General features: G+C 55.6%; 17 protein-coding genes. 7 read left to right on the top strand and 10 right to left on the bottom strand.

Annotation, left to right across the window (positions count from 1 at the left end; translation table 11 throughout):
* The first annotated feature begins 35 nt into the window (after positions 1-35).
* From ABJI08_RS17675 to ABJI08_RS17695, 5 genes are all read left to right on the top strand, one after another.
* Positions 36-242: a cold-shock protein gene (locus ABJI08_RS17675; RefSeq protein WP_348403174.1), complete on the top strand. Its 207-nt coding sequence runs from the start codon at positions 36-38 to the stop codon at positions 240-242.
* A 215-nt stretch (positions 243-457) separates the two neighbouring features.
* Positions 458-898 (top strand): hypothetical protein, encoded by a 441-nt coding sequence (locus ABJI08_RS17680; protein ID WP_348403175.1) that lies wholly within the window; start codon positions 458-460, stop codon positions 896-898.
* A 38-nt stretch (positions 899-936) separates the two neighbouring features.
* The gene (locus ABJI08_RS17685) at positions 937-1284 is read left to right on the top strand and encodes a metalloregulator ArsR/SmtB family transcription factor (RefSeq protein ID WP_348403176.1); all 348 of its coding nucleotides are present in this window, start codon (positions 937-939) and stop codon (positions 1282-1284) included.
* A complete protein-coding gene (locus tag ABJI08_RS17690; protein ID WP_348403177.1) occupies positions 1256-1684 on the top strand; it encodes an SRPBCC domain-containing protein in 429 nt (142 codons plus the stop codon). Before ABJI08_RS17685 ends, ABJI08_RS17690 begins: the two co-directional genes overlap by 29 nt.
* Before the next feature lie 212 nt (positions 1685-1896).
* On the top strand, positions 1897-2589 hold the full coding sequence (locus ABJI08_RS17695) for a nitroreductase family protein (protein WP_348403178.1): 693 nt from the start codon (positions 1897-1899) through the stop codon (positions 2587-2589).
* Here the strand turns inward: ABJI08_RS17695 and ABJI08_RS17700 are convergent, their stop codons facing one another.
* The 6 genes from ABJI08_RS17700 to ABJI08_RS17725 all read right to left on the bottom strand — a co-directional run bounded on the left by ABJI08_RS17700 (position 2590) and on the right by ABJI08_RS17725 (position 6920).
* Positions 2590-2898 carry a hypothetical protein gene (locus tag ABJI08_RS17700; RefSeq protein WP_348403179.1) on the bottom strand — a complete coding sequence of 103 codons (309 nt, stop codon included), beginning with the start codon at positions 2896-2898 and terminating at the stop codon, positions 2590-2592.
* Between the two features lie 94 nt (positions 2899-2992).
* Positions 2993-3463, bottom strand: coding sequence for a transcription antitermination factor NusB (gene nusB / locus ABJI08_RS17705; protein ID WP_348403180.1), 471 nt, complete (start codon positions 3461-3463; stop codon positions 2993-2995).
* A complete protein-coding gene (locus tag ABJI08_RS17710) occupies positions 3460-4011 on the bottom strand; it encodes a 6,7-dimethyl-8-ribityllumazine synthase (RefSeq protein WP_348403181.1) in 552 nt (183 codons plus the stop codon). The genes nusB and ABJI08_RS17710 overlap by 4 nt, the downstream gene beginning before the upstream one ends.
* A gap of 3 nt (positions 4012-4014) precedes the next feature.
* Positions 4015-5136 carry a 3,4-dihydroxy-2-butanone-4-phosphate synthase gene (gene ribB, locus ABJI08_RS17715; protein WP_348403182.1) on the bottom strand — a complete coding sequence of 374 codons (1122 nt, stop codon included), beginning with the start codon at positions 5134-5136 and terminating at the stop codon, positions 4015-4017.
* 220 nt (positions 5137-5356) lie between these two features.
* Positions 5357-5995, bottom strand: a complete 639-nt coding sequence (locus ABJI08_RS17720) for a LysE family translocator (protein WP_348403183.1) — start codon at positions 5993-5995, stop codon at positions 5357-5359.
* 286 nt (positions 5996-6281) lie between these two features.
* Positions 6282-6920 (bottom strand): sulfotransferase family protein, encoded by a 639-nt coding sequence (locus ABJI08_RS17725; protein ID WP_348403184.1) that lies wholly within the window; start codon positions 6918-6920, stop codon positions 6282-6284.
* Positions 6921-7076: 156 nt separating this feature from the next.
* Here ABJI08_RS17725 and ABJI08_RS17730 point away from each other — a divergent pair, with 156 nt between their 5' ends.
* Entirely contained in the window at positions 7077-8552 is a 1476-nt protein-coding gene (locus ABJI08_RS17730; RefSeq protein ID WP_348403185.1) for a winged helix-turn-helix domain-containing protein, read from the top strand.
* Positions 8553-8828: 276 nt separating this feature from the next.
* On the opposite strand, the gene ABJI08_RS17735 is transcribed toward ABJI08_RS17730, so the two are convergent.
* Positions 8829-9050 carry a hypothetical protein gene (locus ABJI08_RS17735; protein WP_348403186.1) on the bottom strand — a complete coding sequence of 74 codons (222 nt, stop codon included), beginning with the start codon at positions 9048-9050 and terminating at the stop codon, positions 8829-8831.
* A 235-nt stretch (positions 9051-9285) separates the two neighbouring features.
* On the opposite strand from ABJI08_RS17735, the gene ABJI08_RS17740 reads away from it, so the two are divergent.
* Positions 9286-10338: a proline racemase family protein gene (locus tag ABJI08_RS17740; RefSeq protein WP_348403187.1), complete on the top strand. Its 1053-nt coding sequence runs from the start codon at positions 9286-9288 to the stop codon at positions 10336-10338.
* Positions 10339-10347: 9 nt separating this feature from the next.
* Here the strand turns inward: ABJI08_RS17740 and ABJI08_RS17745 are convergent, their stop codons facing one another.
* The 3 genes from ABJI08_RS17745 to ABJI08_RS17755 all read right to left on the bottom strand — a co-directional run bounded on the left by ABJI08_RS17745 (position 10348) and on the right by ABJI08_RS17755 (position 13174).
* Positions 10348-12234, bottom strand: a complete 1887-nt coding sequence (locus ABJI08_RS17745; RefSeq protein WP_348403188.1) for an SLC13 family permease — start codon at positions 12232-12234, stop codon at positions 10348-10350.
* Positions 12235-12418: 184 nt separating this feature from the next.
* On the bottom strand, positions 12419-12823 hold the full coding sequence (locus ABJI08_RS17750; protein ID WP_348403189.1) for a hypothetical protein: 405 nt from the start codon (positions 12821-12823) through the stop codon (positions 12419-12421).
* A gap of 3 nt (positions 12824-12826) precedes the next feature.
* Positions 12827-13174: a hypothetical protein gene (locus ABJI08_RS17755; protein WP_348403190.1), complete on the bottom strand. Its 348-nt coding sequence runs from the start codon at positions 13172-13174 to the stop codon at positions 12827-12829.
* Positions 13175-13207 lie beyond the last annotated feature (33 nt).

Here is a 13207-nt window from a genome sequence, read left to right on the forward strand (position 1 = left end):
GTAGGCAGTATTTAACTAAATTTAGGAGACACGGCATGGCTACTGGCACCGTAAAATGGTTCAACTCGACTAAAGGTTTTGGCTTTATTGCACCGGAAACTGGCGGCAAAGACATCTTTGTTCACATTTCTGCTGTTGAGCGTTCCGGCCTGACTGGCCTGGCAGACGACCAGAAGGTTACTTTCGACGTTGAAGCAGGCCGCGACGGCCGCGAAAGCGCGACAAACCTCGCTCTGGCATAAACCAGAACCAAGTTTGAAGAATTTGAAAGGGTGCGCTCAGGCGCACCCTTTTTTTGTGCGATAACTGCACGAACTCAGGCTCAATCACGATCCTTCCCCCTCTCCGATCGATACGCCGCGACCAATCTGTCAATATTATCGCTTGACATGATACCGTTTGGTATTGTTAATAAGTGAAACCAAATGGTATCTCTTTATTGCAAAGTGAGCTTTTCATGTCTGACGCGACCACCCTTTCAGATTACTGCGCGACCATCAGCGTCGCGAAACCAGTTCCCGAGGTCCGCGAGGCCATAATGAACGACATGCATATCTGGTGGAGTTCCAAAGTTGACCGCGATGCCGATGGGGCCACAATCCACTTTGGCCCATCCCATGTACGGTTTGTCTTTGAGGGGCCCGATGGGCTGGACTGGCTTTGCGTTGATGCAAACATGATCATCGAAGACGTCGCCGATACGGCTGAATGGCAAGGCACGCGCCTTCGCTGGCACCTTGAGGCCAAGGGCGAAACAACAAATGTCACGCTGACCCATGTTGGATTGAATGCCGATCTGGAATGTCTGGATGTCTGTACCCGCGGTTGGCAGCATTTCTTTGAACACAGCTTGCGCAACCACCTCTCCGACGCGCCCGCTGCCCCCGAAACCCGCTAACCGAAAACCGAAAACCGAAAACCGAAAACAGGTTCCACATGCCCCCCGATCTTCAACCCACATTCCGCGCCCTGGCCGACCCCACCCGCCGCGACATCCTGCGCATGTTAGGCGACCGCGACATGACCATTGCCGAGGTTTCGGACCATTTCGACATGACCCGCGCCGCCGTCAAAAAGCATCTTGTTGTGCTGGGCGATGGCGGCCTGATCACAGTGCGCGCCGAAGGGCGTGAAAAAATCAACTCGCTGAACGCGCACGCCCTGCGCCCGGTCGCCGATTGGCTGGGCTGGTTCGAAAGCTTCTGGGACACCCGCCTGGACGCCCTGAAATCTGCAATTGAAAAGGAAACCTCAAATGACACTGGACACAACAACAATGACTGACACAACCATTCGCAAATCCGTATTCCTGTCCGCGCCCAAGCCGCGCGTGTGGGAATTTCTGACCAAGGCTGACCTACTAAAAGAGTGGTTTCACCCTGCAAATGAGGACCTTGCCGAAGGTCAGGACTATCTGCTGAGCAGCCAGAATGACGGAGAGCGCATGTGCTGGGGCAAAGTCGAAAAGGCCGATCCGCACGACTATATGAAATGGTCCTTTACAGTTGGTCCATTGAGCGGGGCAATGACCACCGTGGAATGGCGTCTGGAAGATGCCCCGGGTGGCACCCGCCTCACGCTGGAACATAGCGGCCTGCCAGACAATGCCGATGGCTATGGGCTGGTCATGGCGCTCGACAAGGGCTGGCACAACTTCCTGTCCAATCTGCACGGCATGGAATAATCAAGACGCACGGCGGGCTCCCGCCCGTCGCCCGCGGCATTAAAATGCCACGCCTCCCGTTGGGCGTGGCTCGCCTTCGGCGAGCCTGGCGGCACGCAGTGCCGCCCCCGCCCCCCGCAGGGGCGCAAGGCCTGCAAGGCCTTGCTTACACCCATTTATCAACGCTCCAAATTGACGTACGCTCCGGGTGACACCATCGCTCCGGAGCCAGCATGTTTTCTCGCGACCATCTCGACTATGACCCGATCTCACTCCCGGACCGGATCGCCCTGCCCGACCCACAGATGCAGCATGCGGCAAATGCGTTTTTTGATGTCATGCGCACGCGCCACACAGTGCGCGACTTTGATCCGACGCCTGTCCCACGAGATGTCATCGAAACCTGCATCGCAACAGCCGGCCGCGCGCCCTCGGGCGCCAATCATCAACCCTGGAGTTTTGCCGCCATTTCAGCCCCAGCACTCAAGGCGAAGATTCGCGCCGAAGCCGAGATCGAAGAGCGCCGGTTTTACGCCGGGGGCGCAGGCGACGAATGGATCAAAGCACTGGAACCGATCGGCACAAATGACGACAAACCCCACCTCACCGATGCGCCGTGGCTGATCGTGGTATTTGCGCAGCGCTACGGCACATTCAATGACGGGACCCGCTACAAAAACTACTACGTTCCGGAAAGCGTAGGTATTGCCTGCGGCTTTCTGATCGCGGCGCTGCACCATGCAGGTCTCAGCGTGCTGACCCACACGCCCAACCCGATGAAGTTCTTGAACGGCGCGCTGGACCGTCCGGTCTCAGAAAAACCTGTCATGATCCTTGCCACGGGACGCGCGGCGCCACACGCCACGGTACCCTCGGTCGCCAAACTCAAAAAGCCGCTTTCGGAAATTCTGACCGTTTGGGAGTGATCAACGACGGTTGGCCACAACCTTTACCGGAACCGGTGTTCCCTGCACCACCGGCACGTGACCGCGCCGACCGCCGCCCGGCGTGTCTTCAGACGCCATCCGCATAATGGTGATCCCAAACTGTACCCCGGCAAAAACAATGCCATTGAACACCCACAGCATAATCACAGCCATAATCCCGGCCGAACTGGACGATACAAGATGCCAAAGGTTTGCGACATTGGCATAAAGCAACAGCCCAACGAACAGCGCCGACAACCCAAATCCAGTGAAAACCTGCGTGATATAAAGACGGATAAGTCTCGGCATGGGAACAACTCCTTGGATTACGCCCATGATATTCCAAGCGCCGCATATAACAAGCCGCATAGGCGCGAAGATGCCGATCTGCGCCGAAAAAGTCTTAGAATGCCTCGGGTTTGGCCTCGCGTGCCATATGATCCAGCACCGCATTGACAAATTTGCTCTCTTTGCCGTCCGGAAAGAATGCCTCGGCAATTGTCACGTATTCGCTGATCGCGACCTTTGCAGGCACATCCGACTTCAGCATTTCGGCGCCAGCCGCACGAAACAACGCTCGCAAGGTTGGGTCAATCCGGTTGATCGGCCACTTGGCCACCAACGCACGATCCGTCATCTGGTCAATCGGCGCCTGATAATTCACCGCGTCTTCGACCGTCTTGTTGAACAACGCCGTGTCGCCTTCGATCATATCCGCGCTTTCATCCACTTCGGCGCCAAACCGGAAATCGAGAAACTCAACCCGCACCTGATCCACGGTCTGTTTGGAAACTTCCATCTGGAACAGCGCCTGCACAGCGTAAAGCCGTGCGGCGGATTTCATTTTGCGTTTCTGGTTGCCGGAAAGTGTCATGCGGTCGGGTTGTCCTTCAATTCACCAGCGAACTGGATCTCATCGGCGTCGGGCAGGAATCCCACGCCTTTGCGCTGGCCGCCCCACTTACGGCCCAGCGCCACCAGATGCAAGGCCGCAGCCGCCGCGCCACCACCTTTGTTTTGATCCTCCACATCGGCACGCACTTCGGCCTGTTTGCGGTTTTCCACGGTCAGAATGCCGTTGCCAATGCACAGCCCCTGCAGACCCAGCAACTGAATGGCCCGACTGCTGTCATTGCACACTGTTTCATAATGCGTGGTCTCACCGCGAATGACACAGCCCAACGCAACATAGCCGTCAAAATTGCTCATACGTTCAGCAATGCCAATGGCCGTCGGCACTTCCAGCGCGCCCGGCACATCCACAAGCTCCCAGGTACCGCCAGCGGCCTCAATCTCGGCGGTGGCCCCCTGCAACAGGTTGTCACCAATATCCTTGTAATATGGCGCCCGCACGATCAGGATCTTGACCGGCTTGTCAAATTCGGGGCGTGGCAGAATGTAATGTTGCTCAGCGGTTGCCATGGTTCAGTCCTCCGTCAGGATCGGGCGTGTGCCCACAATGCTAAGCCCATAGGCATCCAGCCCAAGATACCGGGTCTCGGGCGAGTCGGTCAGCAGCACCAGTTCACGACAGCCAAGGTCCGACAGAATCTGTGCGCCCAACCCGGTGCGTTTCACAATGCGCGGCCCCTCTTCGTCATCGGCATAAAGGCTATGACGCGGCTCGCGGAACAAACACACAGCACCGCGCCCTTCTTCGGCGATCCGCTGCATGGCGCGTGGCAATTCCTGCGCTGGTTTCGGACCTAGCCCCAACACGTCGCTGGCCTCATGCAGCGCATGGGTGCGCACCAAAACAGGCTCCGGCGTCGAAATATCACCCTTGATCATCACCACATGCTCAACACCGTGGATTTGATCGGTAAAAATCCGCATATCCCAATCGCCACCATACTCGGACTGCACCGTCTCGCGGGATGTCTCCACGACTTCGTTATCATTGCGGGAACGATAGGCGATCAGGTCACTGATGGTGCCGATCTTAAGCCCATGTACCTTAGCCATCTGGATCAGTTCCGGCAGGCGCGACATGGTGCCATCTTCGTTCATGATCTCACAGATCACCGCGCTTGGGTTCAGCCCTGCCAACCGCGAAATGTCTACGGATGCCTCGGTGTGCCCGGCGCGCACCAACACGCCACCACGCTTGGCCCGCAGCGGGAACACATGCCCCGGCGTGGCCAGATGCGCCATCGTGTTCTGTTCGTTGATCGCTGTGGAAATCGTCAAGGCCCGGTCGCCCGCGGAAATCCCGGTGCTGACCCCTTCGCGGGCCTCAATCGACACTGTAAAGGCGGTTTCGTGGCGCGACGAATTATTGACCGCCATCATCGGCAATCCCAACCGGTCGATCCGCTCGGCTGTCATTGGCAAACAGATCAGCCCGCGCCCATGCGTGGCCATGAAATTCACCGCCGCCGCATCCGCAAATTCTGCGGGAATGATCAGATCGCCTTCGTTTTCGCGATCCTCGTGATCCACAAGAATATACATGCGCCCGTGACGCGCATCTTCGATGATTTCTTCAATCGGGCTGATCGCATCGCGCAAGGATTGCTCAACGGGACCCGGTTTTTCAAAAGACATGGACACATCTCCGGCCAGTGTTATGGCTCAGATAGACCATGCCCCCCCCGAATGCCAGTACCGCCTGCGCTACAAACTGCGCGATAAACGAACACACACTGTGGAAATACGCATTCCCGCGCCTTCAGGTCCCATTCTGCCTCCGGGAGTCAAAGTCTGCTGTGCGGACAAACCGGCCATCGTTTCTGAACAATCGAATGTCCGGTTATGCTGAGGGTTATCAATTACGTGCCTCTCGCACTCCCGCCCAAATTAGGCTCGCACCCATTGCTCCAAACGCCGCAGCAAAAACACCTTCAAACAATCGTGCGAAACGGGTGTAGCCACGCATCGCCACACCGGTCGAGAACAGCCAAGCGTAAACTCCGTAAATAACTAGCCCTGACAATGCACCCATTGGACCAAATGCGAGGACGTGACACGCGCTTAGGCCTTGACCAAACAGGAAAGATGCGACCGCAGCCCACATCAAGGCCGCTTTGGGATTAGTGAGCAGAACCAGAACGCCACGACGCCACGCAAGGCCGTCGGTCAGCGGTCGGGCATCCGGTGCAAATGTTGTGTTGGCTCCACCTTTCCAAGTCGCGCGTGCTGCCTTGATGCCGAGAAACAGGAGGTAGCTACCACCCAAAAACCTCAGGAGCAAAAACGACAGCGGAAACGCTTCAATCAGTACACCAAGCCCCAAAGCTGTGGCCATTGACCAAACAAGCATTCCCGAAGCAATACCAGTCACCACGAATAGCGCGGGTCGTCGTCCCTGTGCCAGTCCAACCGATGCAACAGCGGCGAGGTTTGGACCGGGAGAAATTTGTGCCGCGAGAACGCCGAGCCAAGTCAAAGCATAAATTGAAAACATGTTGAGCAAGCTCCTTGAAACTGTTTGTTAACATCGTTGTCGAAGTTCAGTGTCTTGGCAAGACCGCCTTCTTTGAAGCAGACATTCATCCACCGCGCAGCATCAGTTATTTTGGGCTCTGACCCGACCTTGGCTTCACGGCTACTGTAGTGCAGCATCATGCAAAGAAGGGAGCCTTAGATGAAGGTCGCATATGCGGGACAAAGTTGCCGTAGCGGAGTTCAGATTGAACGGCAGCTTTGTTGAAGTCTTTCAAAAGTACTCAGTGCTCTGTGTTCGAGAGAGCTTAAGTGGCGCCTGCTTTCGGATCAAAGTTGGCAAAGAATTCATCGCGTTGGTTGGAACGCGGAAAGGGCGATGCTGGGATTGGGACATCGAGAAAATCACAGATAAGCTCCCAACCCGAACCAAGTTTGTATTCTAAAAGGCGATCTGGCGACACATGAGCTCGGACATCCTTTGCCCGCTGCTCATAAGCTGCAATGGCGGCATCGCGATCTTCGTAATGCGACCCAAAGCACTGTTCGCCGATCATCTTGCGGCACAGTTCGGATTGGGAAAAAGCCGGATTGGACGGATCGCTCAGGACGATCCGCAAAAACTTCATGATCGTTGCAGAATAGCTTTCCCACCAGCTTTCGGCCGATCGCAATGGCAGTATGACTTTGGAACCTGGGAACGCATCATACAGTTCTTGCCAGAAATGCGTGCTGGGCCAGTCAACCACCGACCCATAATCGCCAAGAAACACTTCCCAATCGGGAAGAGATCCATCGACGGCTTCGTGCCATACCGGCAGATGTGGTGAATTCTTGAACACCTCTTCCATGTGGTAGCATGGTCCAAACCCAAGCTGTTCCAAAGCCAGTTTAAGGCTCATTGTGCCTGTGCGCCCAAAACCCGCGCCAATCACTGAAATCGTCATCTCAATCTCCTTCCACTTGACCTTCAAAGAATAGCAACTGATATCGCTTGTGCTTAAAGGAAAACTGAAGAATGCTAATGAGCATCTAGAGATTTCTTAAGGTCCGACCCTTTGACGTCGATTCGATTTTCAAATGTCGAGATAGACCGCCATGCAATGCGCTTGACCCGCGATGGGTTGGACATTTCGGTGGAGCCTCAAGTGTTCGAGTTACTGGTCATGCTGGCGGAGAACCCAGACCGATTGGTGACTAAGGACGAAATCGTTGAAAAGGTTTGGCAAGGGCGATCGGTGTCGGACGGCGCCATAACGAGCCGGATAAATGCCGTACGGAAGGCTGTAGGAGACGACGGAAGGACGCAACGTGTTATCCGGACGATCCCGATGCGCGGCTTTCGCTTTGTCGCAGAGCTTGAACGGGAGCAAGCCGCGCAGGTTCCAAGCCAGAACAATTGCACAATTGCTGTCATGCCGTTTCGAAACCTTTCAAGTGATCCTGAACAGAAATTCTTTGCTGAGGGGATGCTCGAAGACCTAGTAATGAAGCTTAGTCGTGTGCGCTGGATGCAAGTGATTGCCAGCGCAACAACGGCTACTTACTCGGCAGACCTGTCTGATCCTGGCTCCATCGCAAAGGCACTAGATGTCCGATATCTGGTCACAGGTTCGATCCGAAAGTCAGAAAATATGGTTCGTGTTGGCGCTCAATTGATGGATGCGCAGAATGGCTGGTCGATTTGGGCTGAAAATTTTGACCGCGAGCTTGATGACATTTTCAATGTTCAGGACGAAATCACCGCTACTGTGGTCGCGATGGTCGAGAATGAAGTCGGAAACGTCGAACAGGCGGATGCCGAACGCGCAAATCCGACCAAATTGGAGGCATGGACGCTGTATCACAAGGGTATGTCCCGGCTTCGAAATGACGCTGCATTGATGCGCAATGTCGGATTTACCGACCTGTTTGATCAAGCCATCGCGCTTGATCCGCAATTCGCGCTTGCACGTTCAGCCCGCGCATTTTCTGAGTACTGGGCATTTATTGAAGGCCAACGCGAAGCCGATTTCGACTTGGCTTTCGAGAATGCTGAACGAGCGATCACGATTGATCCGCGCGAACCCTTCGCTCATCACGCCCTTGGAGCTTTACATTTCGCGTGCCGGAATCACGAAAGCTCGATTGCGGCATTTGATCGGGCCTTGGAACTCAATCCCAGTTTCGCTTGGTCTATGCACCTCCAAGCGACAAATTTCGCCTATCTGTGTGACACTGAGCGGGCAAATATTCTGATTGATGAAGCAATTCGTCTTAGCCCCCGGGACACTCTTATTGGTCTGTTTTTGGCGATGAAGTCGATGATTAGGTTGGTTGAAGGCAAATTCGACGAGACTGTGAAGTGGGGTCGCAAAGCGATGGCCTATCCCCAACCGCGTTGGGTGCACCTCTATGTGCTCTCCGCGTCGGCTCACCTTGGGCAATGGGACGAAGTTGAAGACGTTCTCACCATTATTTCACGATTACGGCCTGAATTCACCTTGAACTACGTCGACAAGACCTTTCCGCTTTTTACCGGCCAAGCAAAAGAGCGAATGCTCGAAGGTCTTCGAAAGGCTGGACTCCCTTCAAGCTGAGTAGCTTACGATTCTTTGGGGAAAACGACTGTTGAGCACACGATCAGCCGACGACAAGCAGAAATGAGCAACCCTGAACAGGGGAATGTCGGCTTTATAACTGTTATCTGACATCCACAAATATCGCAGAAATCTACATTATGGGCTCCAAGCCGCCATTCGATAGATTTGCAAAAAAATCATGCACACGATACCCAGCAACAAAAAGACACTCATAAAAGCGCGCCAAATATCCACACGGCGCGCGACCCAAGGGTCCAGCTGGCAGGACGTTTGCTAGTCTTCTTTGTCCACTGGGTCGAACGCAATAAAGAACTGATGTGCGCAGAACGCCGTCACTGCGCAGAACCCGATGGCCCACTCTGTGTTTCCATTCACGAACTCTATAATCGCCCACAATGCACACGCGGCCACAACGACAACCCGCCGCCATACCGGAATGAAAATAGTGGATTGAACGTAAAAGATATCGCTCAGCTTGGGCTTCTTATCCGACATAGCGTCACCTACTGACTTGTTTATCCCCTAGCGTCGGGCGAACCAAAGCTATCCATTCATACGGCTGGATAGCACGACACGCCACAGCCCGATAGCCATGGCGCGCAGCTTTGAATGGTGTCTGTGATTTTTGCAGGCTCCGTCCTGACACGTTCACGCGCTACCGGCCAGATTTTCCGCTTTGAACAATTGCACACCCATCTTACCGTCGCGTCATCATCACCGGAGAATACAGATGCGCATCACCCGTATGATCACCGCCGTCGAAGCCCATGCCGAAGGCGAACCCGGCCGCGTCATCACCGGCGGTTTGCCGCATCTTCCTGGCGCCTCGGTGTTTGAAAAAATGCAGCATATGCAAACCCATCACGATGACATCCGCCATCTGATGCTGCGAGAACCCCGTGGCAATCCTGCGCTGTGCTGCAACGCGCTTGTGCCGCCGTGCCACCCGGATGCCGACATGGGGTTCATCATTATGGAACAGACCGAATACCCGCCCATGTCCGGGTCCAACGCGATCTGCGTTACAACTGTTCTGCTGGAAACCGGCATCCTGCCCATGGTCGAACCCGTCACCCACCTCACCCTAGAGGCCCCGGCAGGTCTGATCGAGGTGCAGGCAACTTGCAAGGATGGCAAGGTCACGTCGGTCTGTTTCCAAAATGTGCCTGCCTTTGCCCTGCAACTGGACGCCACGCTTGACGTGCCCGGCATTGGATCGGTCACGGTTGATATTGCATGGGGCGGTATGTTCTTTGTGCTGGCACAGGCGGAAACGCTGGGCGTGTCGCTGCATCCTGATAACGGCTCCGAGATCGTGCGCGTGTCCGAGGCGATCCGCCATGCCGCCGCAGACCAATTGCCGGTGTCGCATCCGGACAACCCCGCGCTCAGCGGGCCCACGATTACCAACCTCTGGGCACAACCAACCGATCCGGCCACCCATGGGCGCGGCGCTATCACACTGTCGACCGGTGCTTTTGATCCGTCCCGCCCCCAGGACGCCAGCGGTATTCTGGACCGCAGCCCCTGTGGCACCGGCACCTGCGCCAAAATGGCGGTGCTGCACGCGCGCGGCCTGCTGAAACCCGGTCAGGACTATGTCAACGCGGGCCCGATGGGCACAACTTTCACCGGGCGTATCCTCAGCGAAACCACGGTTGGCCCATACAAGGCAATTGTCCCGTCCCTTGCCGGTCAGGGCTGGATCTATGGCACGTCAAACTACACGCTTGATCCCACCGATCCATTCCCGCGCGGCTTTACCGTCGGGGACATGTGGTGATGTGCAAACTCAGAACACGATGTTCAGCATCACCATCGATACCACCAGAAACAGGATGGTCATCAAGCCCCCGGTTTTGACAAAATCCACCACCTTGTACCCCGCCGGCCCCATGATCAACGCATTCACCTGATGGGTCGGGATGATAAACGAATTTGACGTCGAGATGGCCACGGTCAGCGCAAATATCGCCGGGTCTCCGCCTGCCGCCACGGCGATAGACACCGCCAGCGGCACCAACAATACCGTCGCCCCCACATTCGACATCATCAGCGAAAAGGCCGTGGCCAGTATCGCCACTCCGGTCTGTAACGCCCATATTGGCCACCCGTCCAGCAATGCGATAATGCCCTGCGCGATCCACTGCGCGGTGCCGGTATCCTGCACCGCCTGCCCCAGCGGGATCAGGCTCGCCAACAGAAACACGGTGTTCCACCCCACCGCCTGATAGGCTTCGTCAATGGTTAGAACCCGGGTCAGCAGCATGCCAACCGCACCGGTCAGCAGACACAAAGACAGCCGTACATCGGTGAACAGGATCATCGCCAGCGACACCAGAAAAAACGCCAGCGCCCAGCCAACCTTTTTGGGCCGCAGCTCTTCTTGCGGGAAATCCGAAGTCACCACGACGAAATCGCGGTTTTGTTGCAACCGCATCAAGTTGTCCCAGCGGGTGTGCGCCACCAACATATCCCCGGCCTGAAACGGTACCAGACCAATCTGTGTCGACTCATGATCATCAGTCTGCACATGGCTCAGCACGTCTTCCTGCCGATGGATCGCCAACAGGCTCAGCCCATAGGTTTTGCGCAACAGCAAATCGCGCGGACTCTTGCCCAACAGCACACTATCCGGCGGGACAACCAGTTCGGCCACCCCGGCATTTGTCGCCGCAAACTCCTCGGCAAACACATCCAACGCAGGCATCACACGCAACCCGTATTTTTCGGCAAATGCCGCCACCACCGACCCTTTGCCGATGATAGCCAACCGGCAGGGCGCGGCGATCTCGGCCGTCAAAATCTGGATCATCGACGACTTGCCCCGGTAAAAAGTCGAAATGACATAAAGGTTATTCTCGTGATTGATATCGGCCAGAATCTCACCCACCAACGGGCTGTTCCCCGGCACATCCACTTCAAACACAATCGCGCGCAATCCATGCACCCGCTCCAGATAGGCTGACGTGCCCTGCCCTTCGCCCGTGGCCCCATCGCTCTCGGCGGATCCCGGCAGAACCCAGCGCCCCAGCAACAGGAAATAAGCGATGCCAGACACCACCAACGCCGCGCCGATTGGCGTCACGGAAAATAACCCAAACGGCGCAATCTGCTGATCCGGCGCCAACCCGGCATTCACCGTGTCCACCAAATCGTTCAACAGGATCAGCGGCGATGATCCGACCATTGTCATGGTTCCGCCCAAAATGGCGCAAAACCCCATCGGCATCAAAAGACGGCTCAGCGGAATGCCAGAGCGTGTCGAAATCCGGCTGACCACAGGCAGAAACAACGCAGCCGCACCGACGTTTTGCAGAAAGCTCGAAATCACGCCCACAGTCCCGGACACAATCGGCACAATCCGTGCCTCAGTGGTGCCGCCGCGTTTCAGGATTATGGCGGCGACTTTGTTCATCAGCCCGGTTTTGTCCAACCCGGCCCCGACAATCATCACCGCAATAATTGAAATCACCGCATTCGACGCGAACCCGTTGAAAAGCTGATTTACGTCCGCAACATTTTCCAGCCCCGGAACATAGCTCAGGATACCAATAAGCACGAGGATCAGGATCGCAGCCAGATCAATCCGGATGATTTCAGAGACAAACAAAAATACGGTAAATGCCAAAACGGCAACCACGACGCCCATCTCGGCGGTAAACTGAACAATCTCCACGCGAAATCCTCCCAATCAGTGAGAGTACGTTAGCAAGATTTCGAAATGATTTTCAATATTTGCAAATATTTTCACCGTTTTGAGACATTATTACTCACATCAACACCTTCTTTCGCAATATTCGAAGCTTAAAACGCAGACCGGGACGTGCGTTGATCACACGTCCCGATCTATTCAACAAACGCTATTGGCTGTCTCGCCTGCGGAAAATCAGCCAAAGCACGGCTCCAAAAAGGGTGAATTGCAGGGTGCTGGCCATCGCTTCGGTGGCCATCCATGCGCCAATCGAAGGGGCCGCGTATTTCGCAGGTTCCGCCAGCACAATATACGACGCCAGAAACATCCCGAAACAGGCCGACACCAACAGCGCCTGCTTCAATGTGACTCCTTCGGGCCAAAGACGTGTCAGAACAAGACCCATAATCGACGCCTGAACAATCATCGCCGCAAACCCCATCGGCAAGACGGGATCAGGCCGGATAAAGCTGATCGTGTCATAGTGATCAACGGCAAGCACAAAATGCGATCCGCCCTGCACCCCGAAAGTCACCACCATGAACCCCAGAACTGTGATCAATATCCGCCCCATCACTCACATGCCCTCTGCCCGTTTCCACAACGCCAACGCCGCGCCACCGGGATCTTTGATGAACGTCGCCACTCCGGCTGGTCCCTGCAAATCCTGCGCCACAATCTCGGCCCCGTTTTGGGTGGCACGCGCCGTGGCTTCGCTCAGATCGTCGACCTCAATATAGGGCACCCATCCCTGCACCCCCGGCATCGCGTCACATGTCGCTGCAAACGGCGCGCCGGTGCCGTTGGTCAGAAATGTCATCGGGCCAATATCGTTATCCGACCAGCCGAAATTGGTTTTCAGGAAATCTGTGGTTTTACTGCGCGCGGGGCCAAGGTTGTCAAACCAGACAAAAGGTATGGTCATGTTCGTCTCCAACTTTCACTTGCTTTTTGCAAG

Origin of the sequence: Shimia sp., from assembly GCF_039969785.1 — a bacterium.
Taxonomy (GTDB): Bacteria; Pseudomonadota; Alphaproteobacteria; order Rhodobacterales; family Rhodobacteraceae; genus Shimia.